General features: G+C 71.5%; 16 protein-coding genes. 11 read left to right on the forward strand and 5 right to left on the reverse strand.

Translation table 11 applies throughout. The features are described from left to right. Positions 1-114: 114 nt before the first annotated feature. The 6 genes from dhaK (at position 115) to ACFYNU_RS07590 (ending at position 5,629) form a co-directional block, all read left to right on the forward strand. Positions 115-1,107, forward strand: a complete 993-nt coding sequence (gene dhaK, locus ACFYNU_RS07565) for a dihydroxyacetone kinase subunit DhaK (RefSeq protein ID WP_356585052.1) — start codon at positions 115-117, stop codon at positions 1,105-1,107. A gap of 73 nt (positions 1,108-1,180) precedes the next feature. After that, positions 1,181-1,807 (forward strand): dihydroxyacetone kinase subunit DhaL, encoded by a 627-nt coding sequence (dhaL, locus tag ACFYNU_RS07570; protein WP_356585160.1) that lies wholly within the window; start codon positions 1,181-1,183, stop codon positions 1,805-1,807. After that, on the forward strand, positions 1,804-2,214 hold the full coding sequence (locus ACFYNU_RS07575; RefSeq protein ID WP_356585053.1) for a PTS fructose transporter subunit IIA: 411 nt from the start codon (positions 1,804-1,806) through the stop codon (positions 2,212-2,214). Before dhaL ends, ACFYNU_RS07575 begins: the two co-directional genes overlap by 4 nt. A 124-nt stretch (positions 2,215-2,338) precedes the next feature. Then, the gene (locus ACFYNU_RS07580) at positions 2,339-4,378 is read left to right on the forward strand and encodes an NADPH-dependent 2,4-dienoyl-CoA reductase (RefSeq protein WP_356585054.1); all 2,040 of its coding nucleotides are present in this window, start codon (positions 2,339-2,341) and stop codon (positions 4,376-4,378) included. Between the two features lie 40 nt (positions 4,379-4,418). Further along, positions 4,419-5,012 carry a PadR family transcriptional regulator gene (locus tag ACFYNU_RS07585; RefSeq protein ID WP_356585055.1) on the forward strand — a complete coding sequence of 198 codons (594 nt, stop codon included), beginning with the start codon at positions 4,419-4,421 and terminating at the stop codon, positions 5,010-5,012. 161 nt (positions 5,013-5,173) lie between these two features. After that, on the forward strand, positions 5,174-5,629 hold the full coding sequence (locus ACFYNU_RS07590) for a tellurite resistance TerB family protein (RefSeq protein ID WP_356585056.1): 456 nt from the start codon (positions 5,174-5,176) through the stop codon (positions 5,627-5,629). Between the two features lie 61 nt (positions 5,630-5,690). Here the strand turns inward: ACFYNU_RS07590 and ACFYNU_RS07595 are convergent, their stop codons facing one another. Together ACFYNU_RS07595 and ACFYNU_RS07600 are read right to left on the reverse strand one after the other, a co-directional pair. After that, a complete protein-coding gene (locus tag ACFYNU_RS07595) occupies positions 5,691-6,656 on the reverse strand; it encodes a M56 family metallopeptidase (RefSeq protein ID WP_356585057.1) in 966 nt (321 codons plus the stop codon). Positions 6,657-6,660: 4 nt separating this feature from the next. Beyond that, complete coding sequence (locus tag ACFYNU_RS07600; RefSeq protein WP_356585161.1) at positions 6,661-7,041, reverse strand: BlaI/MecI/CopY family transcriptional regulator; 381 nt, start codon at positions 7,039-7,041, stop codon at positions 6,661-6,663. 194 nt (positions 7,042-7,235) lie between these two features. On the opposite strand from ACFYNU_RS07600, the gene ACFYNU_RS07605 reads away from it, so the two are divergent. Beyond that, the gene (locus ACFYNU_RS07605) at positions 7,236-7,811 is read left to right on the forward strand and encodes a TerD family protein (RefSeq protein ID WP_356585058.1); all 576 of its coding nucleotides are present in this window, start codon (positions 7,236-7,238) and stop codon (positions 7,809-7,811) included. A gap of 75 nt (positions 7,812-7,886) precedes the next feature. Here the strand turns inward: ACFYNU_RS07605 and ACFYNU_RS07610 are convergent, their stop codons facing one another. From ACFYNU_RS07610 to ACFYNU_RS07620, 3 genes are all read right to left on the reverse strand, one after another. Continuing rightward, a complete protein-coding gene (locus ACFYNU_RS07610; protein WP_356585059.1) occupies positions 7,887-9,188 on the reverse strand; it encodes a cation:proton antiporter in 1,302 nt (433 codons plus the stop codon). 6 nt (positions 9,189-9,194) lie between these two features. After that, on the reverse strand, positions 9,195-9,680 hold the full coding sequence (locus tag ACFYNU_RS07615) for a cation:proton antiporter regulatory subunit (RefSeq protein ID WP_078078737.1): 486 nt from the start codon (positions 9,678-9,680) through the stop codon (positions 9,195-9,197). Positions 9,681-9,985: 305 nt separating this feature from the next. Beyond that, positions 9,986-10,276 carry a DUF3040 domain-containing protein gene (locus ACFYNU_RS07620; RefSeq protein WP_356585060.1) on the reverse strand — a complete coding sequence of 97 codons (291 nt, stop codon included), beginning with the start codon at positions 10,274-10,276 and terminating at the stop codon, positions 9,986-9,988. Positions 10,277-10,472: 196 nt separating this feature from the next. On the opposite strand from ACFYNU_RS07620, the gene ACFYNU_RS07625 reads away from it, so the two are divergent. The 4 genes from ACFYNU_RS07625 (at position 10,473) to ACFYNU_RS07640 (ending at position 14,033) form a co-directional block, all read left to right on the forward strand. Beyond that, positions 10,473-11,456: a HAMP domain-containing sensor histidine kinase gene (locus ACFYNU_RS07625; RefSeq protein ID WP_356585061.1), complete on the forward strand. Its 984-nt coding sequence runs from the start codon at positions 10,473-10,475 to the stop codon at positions 11,454-11,456. A gap of 5 nt (positions 11,457-11,461) precedes the next feature. After that, complete coding sequence (locus ACFYNU_RS07630) at positions 11,462-12,139, forward strand: response regulator transcription factor (protein ID WP_356585062.1); 678 nt, start codon at positions 11,462-11,464, stop codon at positions 12,137-12,139. Between the two features lie 87 nt (positions 12,140-12,226). Continuing rightward, positions 12,227-13,087 carry an ABC transporter substrate-binding protein gene (locus tag ACFYNU_RS07635; RefSeq protein WP_356585063.1) on the forward strand — a complete coding sequence of 287 codons (861 nt, stop codon included), beginning with the start codon at positions 12,227-12,229 and terminating at the stop codon, positions 13,085-13,087. A 46-nt stretch (positions 13,088-13,133) separates the two neighbouring features. Beyond that, entirely contained in the window at positions 13,134-14,033 is a 900-nt protein-coding gene (locus ACFYNU_RS07640; protein ID WP_356585064.1) for a siderophore-interacting protein, read from the forward strand. Positions 14,034-14,059: the final 26 nt, after the last annotated feature.

The raw sequence follows: 14,059 nt of genomic DNA on the forward strand, positions 1-14,059 counted from the left end.
ACACCCCCGCCGGGGAGCACCACCGACCGCCAGGGCGCACGGTCCACCGCACACCGACTGACCTGGTAGAGACCAGCTCAGGAGCCTGGCTCGTAATCTTTCGAGGAGGACCCGTTGAGAATGCTGATCAATGTCCCGGAGACCGTGGTCGCCGACGCGCTGCGTGGGATGGCCGCCGCGCATCCCGAGCTGGCCGTGGATGTGGACAACCGGGTGGTCGTACGCCGCGACGCCCCGGTCGAGGGAAAGGTCGGGCTCGTCTCGGGCGGCGGTTCCGGGCATGAGCCGCTGCACGGCGGGTTCGTGGGGCCCGGGATGCTCTCCGCCGCCTGTCCGGGTGAGGTCTTCACCAGCCCCGTACCTGATCAGATGGTGCGGGCCGCCGCCGCTGTCGACAGCGGGGCGGGGGTGCTGTTCATCGTCAAGAACTACACCGGGGACGTCCTCAACTTCGACATGGCGGCCGAGCTGGCCGAGGACGAGGGCATCCGTGTCGCCAAGGTGCTGGTCAACGACGACGTCGCCGTGACGGACAGTCTGTTCACGGCGGGCCGGCGCGGGACGGGCGCCACGCTCTTCGTCGAGAAGATCGCCGGCGCCGCCGCCGAGGAGGGCGCGTCGCTGGAGCGGGTCGAGGCGATCGGCCGGCAGGTGAACGAGAGCGCGCGCAGCTTCGGTGTCGCCCTCAGCGCCGTGACGACCCCGTCCAAGGGCAGCCCGACCTTCGATCTGCCGGACGGTGAGCTGGAGCTGGGCATCGGGATCCACGGCGAGCCGGGACGTGAGCGGCGCGCCATGATGACCTCGCGTGAGATCGCGGACTTCGCCGTCGACGCGGTGCTGGAGGATCTGCGCCCGTCGGGTCCGGTGCTCGCGCTGGTCAACGGCATGGGGGCGACGCCGCTGCTGGAGCTGTACGGGTTCAACGCCGAGGTGCAGCGGGTGCTTGCCGAGCGGGGCGTCTCGGTGGCCCGTACGCTCGTCGGGAACTATGTGACCTCGCTCGACATGGCCGGATGCTCGGTGACGCTCTGTCAGGTCGACGAGGATCTGCTGAGGCTCTGGGACGCTCCGGTGCAGACGCCCGCACTGCGCTGGGGCCGCTGACCCGGCAGACGCTCAGACCCGTACGCCCGACGCTCTTCGAGGAGACCTTGTGTCCGACCAGGATTCCGAGCCGGTGCTCGACGTCGATTTCTTCCGCCGCTGGCTCAGCACGGCGGCTGCCTCCGTGGAACGGGAGGCGGACCGTCTCACCGAGCTCGACTCGGCGATCGGCGACGCCGACCACGGCAGCAATCTTCAGCGTGGCTTCCGGGCCGTGACGGCGGAGCTGGAGAAGGCGTCGCCGGAGACGCCCGGCGCCGTACTGACCCTCGCGGGGCGGCAGTTGATCTCCACCGTGGGCGGGGCCTCCGGACCGCTGTACGGCACTCTGCTGCGGCGTACGGGCCGGGCGCTCGCCGATTCGGCCGAGGTCACGCCGGCGCAGCTGGCCGAGGCCCTGGGCGCCGGGGTCGCCGCCGTGGCGCAGCTGGGCGGCGCGAAGGCCGGGGACAAGACGATGCTCGACGCGCTGGAGCCCGCCGTGGCGGCGCTCGGTACGTCGTTCGCCGCTGCCGCCGCCGCGGCGCAGGAGGGCGCGGTGGCGACCGTGCCGCTCCAGGCACGCAAGGGCCGGGCCAGCTATCTCGGCGAGCGGAGCATCGGGCACCAGGACCCGGGGGCCACGTCCTCCGCGCTGCTGATCGCGGCCCTCGCGGCGACGGCGGGCGAAGGCGGGACCGACGACACGGCGGGCGCATGAGTATCGAGACACCGGTCGGCATCGTGCTCGTGTCGCACAGCCGGGCGGTCGCGGAGGCTGTCGCCGAGCTGGCCGTCGGGCTGGCGGGTGGTGACACGACCGCTCCGGTCGCCGCCGCCGGTGGCACTCCGGACGGTGGTCTCGGTACGAGTACCGAGCTGATCGCGGGGGCCGCCGCCGAGGTGGACCGGGGTGCGGGTGTCGCCGTCCTGGTGGATCTCGGCAGTGCCGTGCTGACCGTCAAGTCGATGCTGGCCGACGGCGAGGAACTGCCTGAGGGCGCACGGCTGTTGGACGCGCCGTTCGTGGAGGGCGCGGTCGCGGCCGTGGTCACGGCGTCGGCGGGCGCGGATCTGGACGCGGTGGAGGCCGCGGCGGTGGAGGCGTACAGCTACCGCAAGGTCTGACGGCACCTTCGGACCTTCGGGGGCGGTACGCGAGGAGAGACGGGCCACACTTTGTGCACCTGGTTGCACAAAGTGTCCCGCCGGGGCTACTACTGGTGGGTAGCCACCGCGCGAGGAGCCCCCCATGAGCCCGTCCCCGAACCCGTATCCCCATCTCTTCAGCCCGCTCGACCTGGGCTTCGTCACCCTGCCCAACCGGGTGCTGATGGGCTCGATGCACGTCGGCCTCGAAGAGGCCGAGAACGGCTTCGCCCGCATGGCCGCCTTCTACGCCGAACGCGCACGCGGCGGCGTCGGCCTGATCGTGACCGGCGGCATCGCGCCCAACGACCGGGGGCGCCCGTACGAGGGCGGCGCCCGGCTCACGACCGAGGCGGAGGCCGATCGGCACCGGCAGGTGACCTCGGCGGTGCACGCCGCCGGCGGCCGGATCGCGATGCAGATCCTGCACTTCGGGCGCTACGCCTACCATCCGGACCTGGTGGCGCCGAGCGCGCTCCAGGCGCCGATCAGCCCCCATGTCCCGCACGCCCTCACCGACGACGAGGTGGAGGAGACGATCGAGGACTTCGTACGGGCGGCGGAACTGGCGCGGCTGGCCGGCTACGACGGCGTCGAGGTGATGGGCTCCGAGGGCTATCTCATCAACGAGTTCATCGCCGCGCGGACCAATCGGCGCGAGGACCGGTGGGGCGGCGGCTACGACAACCGCGTCCGGTTCCCGCTGGAGATCGTCCGCCGGATACGGGAGCGCGTGGGCCCCGACTTCATCCTCATCTACCGGCTGTCGATGCTCGACCTGGTGCCGGGCGGCTCCTCGCTCGCCGAAGTCGTCACGCTGGCCGAGCGGATCGAGGCGGCGGGCGCGACGCTGATCAACACCGGGATCGGCTGGCACGAGGCGCGGATCCCGACCATCGCCGCGTCCGTGCCGCGCGGCGCGTACACCTGGGTGACCAAGGCGCTGATGGGTTCGGTCTCCGTACCGCTGATCACGAGCAACCGCGTCAACACCCCCGAGGTGGCGGAGGAGTTGCTCGCCGACGGGCGCGCCGACATGGTTTCCCTGGCCCGCCCCTTCCTCGCCGATCCGGAGTTCGTCGCGAAGTCGCGCGCCGGTGAAGCCGACACGATCAACACCTGTATCGGCTGCAACCAGGCCTGTCTGGACCACACGTTCAGCGGGAAGATCACTTCCTGCCTCGTCAACCCCCGGGCCTGCCACGAGACCGAGCTGATCCTCTCCCCCACCCGGCGCGCCAAGCGGATCGCCGTCGTCGGCGCCGGTCCCGCCGGTCTCGCCTGCGCCGTGTCCGTCGCCGAACGCGGGCACCACGTCACGCTGTTCGACGCGGCCGACGAGATCGGCGGGCAGCTCAACGTCGCGAGAAGGATCCCCGGCAAGGAGGAGTTCGACGAGACGCTGCGCTACTTCCGCGGCCGGCTCGCCCGGCTCGCGGTGGACGTACGGCTCAACACCCTTGTCACGGTGGACGAGTTGACGGGCGGCACGGCCGGATACGACGAGATCGTGGTGGCGACCGGCGTCACCCCGCGTACGCCGGGGATCCCCGGCGTCGACCACGCGCGCGTGGTCAGTTATCTCGATGTGCTGCGCGGCGACGCCCCCGTCGGTGAGCGCGTGGCGATCATCGGCGCCGGCGGCATCGGTTTCGACGTCGCCGAATTCCTCACCGACAGCGGCGAGTCGGCGAGCCTGGACGCGGAGGCCTACTTCCGGCAGTGGGGAGTCGACACCGACTACCGCTCCCCCGGCGGTCTGCGGGAGCCCGTACGGCCCAAATCGCCGAGGACGGTCCACCTGATCCAGCGAAAGCCGGGGAAGGTCGGCGCCGGACTCGGCAGAACCACCGGGTGGATCCACCGCACCGAGCTGCGCCACCGGGGAGTCACCACCGTCGCGGGCGCCGTCTACGACCGTATCGACGACGAGGGGCTGCATCTCACCGTCGAAGGCACTTCCCGTGTGCTGCCGGTGGACACCGTCGTCCTGTGCGCGGGGCAGGAGCCACGGCGCGAGCTGTACGACGCGCTCCGCGCGGCCGGTGCCTCGGCGCATCTGATCGGCGGCGCGGACGTCGCCGCCGAACTCGACGCCAAGCGCGCGATCGACCAGGGAACGCGGCTCGCCGCCGCCATCTGAGCGGCAGTTGGCGGCGGGCCCGAACTTCTAGGATGCCGTCATGTCGCTCCCCCACGCCATCCTCACCGCCCTCCTCGAAAGACCCTCGTCGGGCCTGGAACTCGCCCGCCGCTTCGATCGCTCGATCGGCTACTTCTGGTCGGCGACGCATCAACAGATCTATCGCGAGCTGGGGAGGCTGGAGCGGTCGGGATGCATCCGCGCCCTGGCGGCGGAGCGGCCCGCCCGGGGGCGGAAGAAGGAGTACGAGGTGCTGCCGGCCGGTCGTGAGGAGCTGACCGGGTGGGTGTCGGGCAGGGAGGATCCCAAGCCGGTCAGGGACCCGCTGCTGCTGAGGATGCGGGCGGCGGCGGTGGTCGGCACCGACGGACTCCCCGACGAGCTGCGCCGCCATCTCGCGCTCCACGAGCGGCAGTTGGCCGACTACACGGACATCGAGGCGCGGGACTTCGGCCGCCGGACCGGGAAGACGGGCGGGACGACGACCGGGACGGCGGGCGAGCCGACGGAGGCCGACCGACTGCGGCATCTGGTGCTGCGTGCCGGGATGGATCTGGAGCGGCTGTGGGTCGACTGGCTCACCGAGGCGCTCCGCGAGACCAGCGCCGCGCCGGCCGGACCCGACGGAGCCTAGAGCGCATCGTCGCGCAGCTGCGTGCATCGCATGGCATCTCATCGCGGTGAGCACGGACGGGACTTGGGAGACCTGATAACTTCTACATGACTGTAGAAACAGAGACTTGTCCGTGCCACCCCTTCCCCCGGTACGGGCAGCCCGAGACATACGGAGCACTCATGGCCCTGTGGGATCGCATCAAGGAATCCGCCCAGACGATGCAGACCCAGCTGGAGGCGAAGAAGAACGACCTCAAGAGCGGTTCGTTCCGGGACGCCAGCATGGCGATGTGCGCCCTGGTCGCGGCGGCGGACGGTGCCATCGACCACGCCGAGCGCCAGCGCGTCACGCAGCTGATCACGACCAACGACGTGCTGCGGAACTTCCCGCCCGCCGATCTTCAGAAGCGCTTTGACGACTACCTGAACCAGCTCCTCGCCGACCCGGCGCTCGGCAAGGTCAATGTGCTCCAGGAAGTCGCCAAGGCGAAGAAGAAGCCGACCGAGGCCCGTGCCGTCGTCCAGATCGGCATCGTCATCGGCGGCGCCGACGGCAACTTCGACGCGCAGGAGCGGGCGATCGTACGCGAGGCGTGCTTCGCGCTCGACCTCCAGCCGCAGGAGTTCGACGTCTAGATCCGTCGGATCCGTTCCGCTCGTCGCCGGCCGGGCCGCCTCTGCGGCCCGGCCGGCGCTGTCACAGCGGCCCCGCTTTCAGGAGCAGGAACAGCGTGACCGTCGCGTTCGCCGAGGAGAGCGCCGATCCGAGTGTCCCGGCCGCCGCCGCCCAGGCCGCCAGACCCACCGCGGTGAACACCGGCGGCCAGCCGACGGGCGCCGGAGCGGGCGCCAGCAGCGCGGCCACCCGGCGCGGCACGGGTCCCGGCGCCGCGAACCCGGCCAGCGTCGGGGTGGGCGTGCCCCGCGAGACGAGCGCAGCCTTGCCGATGGCACGCGCCACCACCCGTCGCTCGCCCGTCACCCGGGCCGCCTCCTCGTCCGCCCACCGCTCCGTCGTGTAGGCGACGGCCGAGCGCAACGGCATCAGCAACGGGTTGGCCCGCGCCGCGAAGCGGACCACGAGCAGATAGCGATGGTGGCGCCCCGCGAGATGGGCCCGTTCGTGGGCGACGAGCGCCGCGCGTTCACCGGCGTCCAGGCACGCCAGCATGGCCGTGGAGACGACGATCCGGCCCCCTTGGACGCCGCCGCCGCCGCCGTCGCGGGAGGCCCGGCTCCGTGCGCCCGGCAGCGCGTACGCGTACGCCGCCTCGTCCGTCAGTACGGCGAGTTCGCCGCCGGGCACCCCGGTCAGCGCGTGCTCCGCCTGGCGGCGCACCCGCATGTGTCTGCGGACGGCGGTCGACCACGCCACCGCCACGGCGAGCAGCGCGACGACGGCGCCCTTGCCCGCCGCTTCCTCGTACGGCGTGGTCGGAGTCTCCCGGTCGGCCCAAGCGTCGGGCAGTGGATGGCCGGGCAGTTGCACCGTGCCGACGAACACCAGCAGTCCCAGGCACACCGTGCTGCACAGCGAGAGGACGGCGGCCAGCGCCGACAACAGCCGGGTGGCGACGCGGGGATGGAGATGCCGCTCGGCGAGGCGCGCGATCGGCAGCGCGGACAGGGGCAGCAGCAGCGGCAGCAGGACGAACACTCCCATCCGGTCAGTCCTCCACCCCGTCCTCGGGCAGGCCGAGGAGGTCGCGCAGCAGCCGTTCGTCGTCCGGCGAGAGGGTGGTGACGAATCGGGCCAGCACCGCCTCGCGGTCCGACTCGGCGTCCAGCACCCGGCGCATCCGCAGGGCGGCGAGCCCCGCCTCGTCGGAGGTCGCGCACCATTCGAAGAACCGGCCCACCCGCTCGCGGGTGACCGCCCGTTTGGCCTGGAGCCTGGTCAGGATCGTCATGACCGTGGTGTACGCCAGATCCCCGCCGAGCCGGTCGAGCACCCAGCCCGCGTTGACCGGTCCGGGCGCCTGCCGCAGTACGGCGAGCACCTGGGCCTCCAGCTCGCCCTGGCCGCGCCGGCGCGGGCGCCCGTCCATGCCGTCGTCCCCACCGATCCGTTCCCTCACACCGTCTCCCTCCACACCGTCTCCCTCCGTTCCCGGCGTGCGGCCTGGGTCCATCCGGCGCACCTACGGCGTGGCTCCGGCGTGGCAGCTCCGCCGCTCCGCACACACTTCTACAGTGTTGTAGATTTTTGTTACGGTCACCAGCTCAACTCAGGAGGAGCAGCGTGGGAGTTTCCCTGTCCAAAGGCGGCAATGTCTCGCTCACCAAGGAGGCGCCGGGGCTGACAGCCGTCCTGGTCGGTCTCGGGTGGGACGTCCGCACGACGACCGGTACCGACTACGACCTGGACGCCAGCGCCCTGCTGGTCAACGAGGCCGGGAAGGTCGGCACCGACCAGAACTTCGTGTTCTACAACAACCTCAAGAGCCCCGACGGTTCGGTGGAGCACACCGGTGACAACCTGACCGGTGAGGGCGAGGGTGACGACGAGGTCGTCAAGGTGAACCTGGCGGCCGTGCCGGCCGAGATCCAGAAGATCGTCTTCCCGGTGTCGATCCATGACGCCGAGAGCCGCGGCCACAGCTTCGGCCAGGTCCGCAACGCGTTCATCCGCGTGGTGAACCAGGACGGCGGCGCCGAGCTGGCCCGCTACGACCTCAGCGAGGACGCGGCGACCGAGACCGCGATGGTCTTCGGCGAGCTGTACCGCAACGGCGCCGAGTGGAAGTTCCGCGCCGTCGGCCAGGGTTACGCGAGTGGCCTGTCCGGCATCGCCGCCGACTTCGGTGTCGGGGTCTGACGGCTCGTACCACCGCACCCGAGGGGCGTGGAGCGCGTGACGCGCGCTCCACGCCCCCTCGGCGTGTCCGGGGCCTCAGCCGTGCGAAGGAGCCGTGTCGGGTGTCCCCGGCAGGACGGGCGTCTCCGTGGCGGACGTGCCCGTGCCGGACTCCTCACCACCGGACTTGTCGGCGTCGGACTTCTCGGTACCGGACTTCTCGGTGACCGGCGGCGCCTTCGGCGGCGACTTCCGGGTGAAGCGGCGGGCCAGCGGTTCGGTCCAACGGGCCGCCAGCGGCCCGAGGATGACCAGGATCAGCACATACGCGGTGGCCAGCGGCCCGATCCGGGGCTCCACACCGACGGCGAGACCCGCGATGACGATGGAGAACTCGCCGCGTGCGACGAGGGTGCCGCCGGTCCGCCAGCGGCCCGCCGTCTTGACGCCCGCTCTGCGTGCCGCGTACCAGCCCGTGGCGATCTTCGTCAGCGCGCTGACGACGGCCAGGATCAGGGCGGGCACCAGCACCGGCGGGATCGCGGCCGGATCGGTGTTCAGACCGAAGAACACGAAGAAGACGGCGGCGAAGAGGTCGCGCAGCGGCGCGAGCAGGTTGTGGGCGCCTTCGGCGACTTCCCCGGAGAGCGCGATGCCGACGAGGAACGCGCCGACGGCGGCGGAGACTTGGAGTTCCTGGGCGACGCCCGCGACGAGCACGGTGAGCCCGAGGACGACCAGGAGCAGCATCTCCGGATTGTCGGAGGAGACCGCGCGGCTGATGAGACGGCCGTGGCGCAGCGCGACGTACAGGACGAGGCCCACGCTGCCGAGCGAGATGAGCAGCGTGAGGCTGCCGCCCGCGAGGCTCAGTCCGGCCAACAGCGCGGTGAGCAGCGGCAGATAGACGGCCATCGCGAGGTCTTCGATGACCAGGACGCCGAGGATGACCGGGGTCTCGCGGTTGCCGAGTCTGCCGAGGTCGCCGAGCACCTTGGCGATGACGCCGGACGACGAGATCCAGGTGACGCCCGCCAGCGCGACGGCGGCGACGGGGCCCCAGCCGAGGAGGAGCGCGGCGATCGCGCCGGGCAGGGCGTTGAGTACGAAGTCGACGATGCCGGAGGGGTATTGGGTCTTGAGATTGGTGACGAGTTCGGAGGCGCTGTACTCCAGCCCGAGCAGGAGGAGGAGCAGGATGACACCGATCTCGGCGCCCGTGGCGATGAACTCCTCACTGGCCGCCATGGGGAGCAGACCGCCGTGGCCGAAGGCGAGTCCCGCCAGCAGATAGAGCGGGATGGGCGAGAAGCCCACCCGCCCGGCGAGCCGGCCGAGCAGGCCCAGGCCGAGGATGACGGCCCCGAGTTCGATGAGCAGCGCGGTCGTGTCGTGCACGGGCGATTATCCTCCGGTGATCAGTTCTGCGACGGCGTCCACGCCTTCCCTGGTGCCGACGACGACGAGCGTGTCCCCCAGTGCGAAGCGGAAGTCCGGGGTGGGTGAGGGGACGGCGTCGGTACGGCGCAGGACGGCGACGATGGACGCGCCGGTGCGCGCACGGGCCTGGGTGGAGCCGAGCGTGCGTCCCGCGAAGGGGGAGCGTTTGGTGATCGGGATGTGCTCCGTGACCAGGTCGATCTCCAGATGCTGATGCAGATGTCCGACCGGGTCCGGCATCAGGAGTTTGGAGAGCGCTGTCGCCTCGTACGGGGCGAGCGGGGTGGAATCCTTGCAGTTGTCGTCGTCCTCGGGGTCGTGGAAGGCGACGATGCGGCGCCCGTCCTGGTGCACCACGACGGAGATATGACGGCCCGAGTCGGTGTTGAGGTCGTAGCGGGTACCGACCCCGGGCAGGGCGGTCTTGCTGACGTGAGCGGTGTGCTCCATAGGAAGGCGCTCCATGCGGGCATGCGGGCATGCGTTGGCGGTGGGTGGGCCGCGCGGCCCCTGGCCGGGGGAATTCTCCACCATCCGGCGCGGCGGGGGCCCGTCAGTCGCCGGCGGCCGGCCGGGACAGGACCGGTTCTAAGGGAGTACGGGTGCGCTCGTCCATGAGCCGCCCCTCCGCCTCGACCACCGATCGGCAATGAGCAGCCCGGCACGCAACCGTGCGACGGCAACTCATTAGCTATTTTAACGTAAAAGAAAATGGGCCGATTGCGGTGATTCGTACCGTTATTGAGGGCTCTGCGTCAGGTCGGCGGCGGGGTGCCGCGCCTTATCCGCTCCCGGTTCGGGTCGAAGAGATGCCCGGCCGCGCCGGACACCACGAGACCGCCGGCGAGCAGGAGCCCGTGTCCTATGACGATGCCCGCCCCGAGCAGCGCGAGTCCGGCGGCGAGGGTCAGCCACGCGGCGCCGCGCCGGTACTCACGGGGGCGGCAGGGCAGACCGCGTTCGAAGGCGGCGGCGAATCGCGGATCGTCGTACCGCAGCCGGTCGGCGAGATCGTCGAGAAGCCGGTCCTCGTCGGGGGCGTGCATGGGACCTCCTCCCCGGGACACCTGTGTGTCCACGATCACCCGCCGCACGGCACCGTCACCATCGGTGCCGGCACCCATATCCGGGGGCGTGGGACATGTATCCGCCGGTGAGGGACATGCGGGCGCCCCGAGGTGGCGGGGAGTGGTGGCTCGTACGGGCGATAGTGGGAGGACCACCCCGAGGAGGCCGTACTCCGTGTCCCTGTTCTGGCGCATCTTCCTGCTCAACGCCGCCGTGCTGTTCGCGGCGACCGCGCTGCTGCTGCTCGGTCCCGTCACGGTCTCCACGCCGGTCCTGCTCACCGAGGCGATGATCATGGCCGCCGGGCTGGCCGCCATGCTGATCGCGAACGCCGCGCTGCTGAGGGTGGGACTGGGCCCGCTGCAACGGCTCACCCGCGCGATGACCACCACCGATCTGCTGCGTCCGGGCCCCCGGCCGGTCGTGTCGGGACACGGCGAGATCGCCGAACTGATCAGGACGTTCAACACGATGCTGGACCGGCTGGAGGCCGAACGCGCGGCCAGCAGCGCGCTCGCGCTCTCCGCGCAGGAGGCCGAACGGCGCAGGATCGCCCAGGAGTTGCACGACGAGATCGGCCAGACGCTGACCGCCGTGCTGCTCGAACTGCGGCGCGTCGCCGACCGGGTGCCCGAGCCGCTGCGCGACGAACTGCTCCAGGTGCAGGAGACCACCAGGGACAGCCTGGACGAGATCCGCCGTATCGCCCGCCGGCTGCGCCCCGGCGTGCTGGAGGAACTGGGGCTGATCAGCGCGCTCAAGGCGCTGACGAACGAGACCACCACCCACACCGACCTCACCCTCCGGCGCAGCTTCGACGGCGATCTCCCCGCGCTGGACCAGGAGGTCGAGCTGGTCCTCTACCGGGTCGCCCAGGAAGGACTGACCAACATCGTCCGGCACGCGCGGGCCGAACAGGTCGCCGTGGCGCTGCACCACGGCGCGCTCGGCGTCGAACTGCTGGTCAGGGACGACGGACGGGGAATCGGTACGGCGCCGGAGGGCGCCGGCATCCGGGGCATGCGCGAGCGCGCGCTGCTGATCGGCGCCGAGGTGTCGGTGGGTGATGTGCCGGGCGGCGGTACGGAGGTACGGCTGCACGTCCCCGCCACTCGCGTCGCACCGGTCGCCGGACAACTCACGAACGGGAGCCACTGACCGCCATGACCGACACCGACACCGTTCCCGCGTCCGGGCCGACCCGGATCCTCCTCGCCGACGACCACGCGCTCGTCCGGCGCGGGGTGCGGCTGATCCTCGACGGCGAGCCGGACCTGACCGTGGTCGCGGAGGCGGGCGACGGCGCCGAGGCCATCGAGCTGGCCCGCGAACACCGTCCCGATCTGGCCATTCTCGATATCGCGATGCCGAGGCTGACCGGCCTCCAGGCCGCCCGTGAACTCTCCAGGCTGCTCCCGGACACGCGCATCCTGATCCTGACGATGTACGACAACGAGCAGTACTTCTTCGAGGCGTTGAAGTGCGGCGCCAGCGGCTATGTGCTCAAGTCGGTCGCCGACCGGGACCTGTTGGAGGCGTGCCGGTCGGCGATGCGCGACGAGCCGTTCCTCTATCCGGGTGCCGTGACCGCGCTCATCCGCAACTATCTGGACCGGGTGCGGCAGGGCGACAGCGTCCCGGAGAAGGCCGTGACCGTACGGGAGGAGGAGATCCTCAAACTCGTCGCCGAGGGCCACTCGTCGAAGGAGATCGCCGACCTGCTGGTCATCAGCGCCAAGACGGTCGAGCGCCATCGGGCCAATCTGCTCCAGAAGTTGGGGCTCAAAGACCGGGTGGAACTGACTCGATACGCCATCAGGGCCGGTCTCATCGAGCCCTGACCGGCGTACGGTTGGATGCTCCGGCGCCGGCCGCCGGGCAGGGTCACACTCAGGCACCGCACCACGAGAGCGGAACGAGGCGACACCATGTCCCCGTACAGCAGCTGGGAGTTCACGGACGACCGAGGCCATCTCACCGTCGCGTCCCGCCGCCCGGACCGGGTGGTCGCCTACATACAGACGGGCGCGACCCTGTGGGACCACGGTCTGCGGCCCCTGGGTGTCTTCGGCTCCCACCACGACGGCGACTCCCCCGACCCCGCGAAGGCGGGCGGGCTGCCGCTCGGCTCGATCCGGGACTTCGGCGCCGGCGGTTCGGTCGATCCGGACGCCGTCCTCGCCGCCGGACCGGATCTGCTGGTCGCCGTCAGCTACGGCGGCGGGCAGATCTACGGCATCGATCCGGAGGCGGCCAAGCATCTGGAGGAGGGGGTGCCCGTCGTCGTCATCGATGTGGGCAAGGACCGCCCCCTGGACGGGATCAGGGACCGGTTCACGGCGCTCGCCCGGTCGCTCGGCGCGCCGGACGAGCCGGACACGCAGGACCTGGCGTGGGCCGAGGCCCGCCTCCGTACGCTCACCGCGCGGCCCGCCGCCGCCCGGGTGCTCGCCCTGTCGGCCGCCGGGCCCGGCACCGTACATCTGGCGCGGCCCGGCACCTGGCCCGATCTGCGGGCGCTGTCGGCCCTCGGCGTCGATCTGCTCGATCCCGGCCACGGTGCGGGCGGCAACTGGTGCACGACCGACTGGGCTCAGGCGCGCGCGATGGAGCCGGACATCGTGCTCGGGGACGTACGGGCGAACGCGGCGGCGCCCGACGCGCTGCGGAGCGACGGCCACTGGCGCGCGCTCCAGGAGCGGGTGCGCACCGTGGCCTGGAATCCGGAGGCACCGTGCAGTCACCGGGGGCACGCGCGATTCGTGGACGCGGTGGCCGCGGCGCTGTAGGCGGCGTGTCGGTCGCGTATCGGTGGCGGCTGCGACCGTTCCCGGCATGACACGTCACACAGACACACCCGCCGCTCCCTCCCTGCCGGTTCGCCTCGTCGAGGTCTCGGCGGTACGGCGGCTCTCGCCGCGTATGGTCCGCGTCACCTTCGGCGGCCGTGCCCTGGCCGATTTCGCGTACGACGCTCCCGACCAGCAGGTGAAGCTCTACTTCCCCAGGCCGGGGCAGTCCGCTCCCGTGCTGCCCGAGCCCGGCGCCGACGGGGATGTCATGCGCTGGTACGGGGCCTTCCAGGCGATCCCGGAGGGCGAACGGCCCTGGGCGCGCAGCTACACCATCCGCGCGCACGACCCGGCGCGGGGCACGGTCGACATCGACTTCGTCCTGCACGCCGGTGCGGGTGAGACTTCGGCCGAGGGCCCCGCGACCCGGTGGGCGCGGTCGGCGCGGCCCGGTGATGTGCTCGGCATGTTCGGCCCGTCCGCCTACTTCGCGGAGCCCGTACCGCTCGGGACCACCGACTGGCTACTGCTGGCCGGTGACGAGTCGGCGCTGCCGGCGATCGGCACGCTCGTCGAGGCGCTGCCCGAGGGGGCGCGTGCGGTGGTGTACGTGGAGGTGTGGGACGCCGCCGAGGAGCAACCGTTCACATCGGCGGGCGAGTTGACGGTGCACTGGCTGCACCGTGCCGCGTCGACGGGCGACGGCCCGCCGCTGGTCGAGGCGGTGCGGGCGGCGGAGTTCCCGGCGGGGTCGGTGTTCGCCTGGCTCGGCGGCGAGGCGGGTGCGGTACGGGCGCTGCGCCGGCATCTGATCGGTGAGCGAGGGCTCGACCGGCGTTCGGTCCACTTCACCGGCTACTGGCGCCGCAGACTGACCCAGGACGACGCGCCGACGGAGGCGGACCTGGCGGAGGCACGGGAACGGCTGGCCGACCGGTCCTAGGGCGGGTCGTTCGGATCGCGCCGGAC

The sequence above is a fragment of the Streptomyces sp. NPDC006643 genome, assembly GCF_042870175.1.
GTDB lineage: Bacteria > Actinomycetota > Actinomycetes > Streptomycetales > Streptomycetaceae > Streptomyces.

Coding starts and splice junctions, on each gene's coding strand:
- ACFYNU_RS07575 (WP_356585053.1), top strand. CDS start 1,804: ATGAGTATCGAGACACCGGTCGGCATCGTGCTCGTGTCGCACAGCCGG.
- ACFYNU_RS07580 (WP_356585054.1), top strand. CDS start 2,339: ATGAGCCCGTCCCCGAACCCGTATCCCCATCTCTTCAGCCCGCTCGAC.
- ACFYNU_RS07585 (WP_356585055.1), top strand. CDS start 4,419: ATGTCGCTCCCCCACGCCATCCTCACCGCCCTCCTCGAAAGACCCTCG.
- ACFYNU_RS07590 (WP_356585056.1), top strand. CDS start 5,174: ATGGCCCTGTGGGATCGCATCAAGGAATCCGCCCAGACGATGCAGACC.
- ACFYNU_RS07595 (WP_356585057.1), bottom strand. CDS start 6,656: ATGGGAGTGTTCGTCCTGCTGCCGCTGCTGCTGCCCCTGTCCGCGCTG.
- ACFYNU_RS07600 (WP_356585161.1), bottom strand. CDS start 7,041: ATGGACGGGCGCCCGCGCCGGCGCGGCCAGGGCGAGCTGGAGGCCCAG.
- ACFYNU_RS07615 (WP_078078737.1), bottom strand. CDS start 9,680: ATGGAGCACACCGCTCACGTCAGCAAGACCGCCCTGCCCGGGGTCGGT.
- ACFYNU_RS07620 (WP_356585060.1), bottom strand. CDS start 10,276: ATGCACGCCCCCGACGAGGACCGGCTTCTCGACGATCTCGCCGACCGG.
- ACFYNU_RS07630 (WP_356585062.1), top strand. CDS start 11,462: ATGACCGACACCGACACCGTTCCCGCGTCCGGGCCGACCCGGATCCTC.
- ACFYNU_RS07635 (WP_356585063.1), top strand. CDS start 12,227: ATGTCCCCGTACAGCAGCTGGGAGTTCACGGACGACCGAGGCCATCTC.
- ACFYNU_RS07640 (WP_356585064.1), top strand. CDS start 13,134: ATGACACGTCACACAGACACACCCGCCGCTCCCTCCCTGCCGGTTCGC.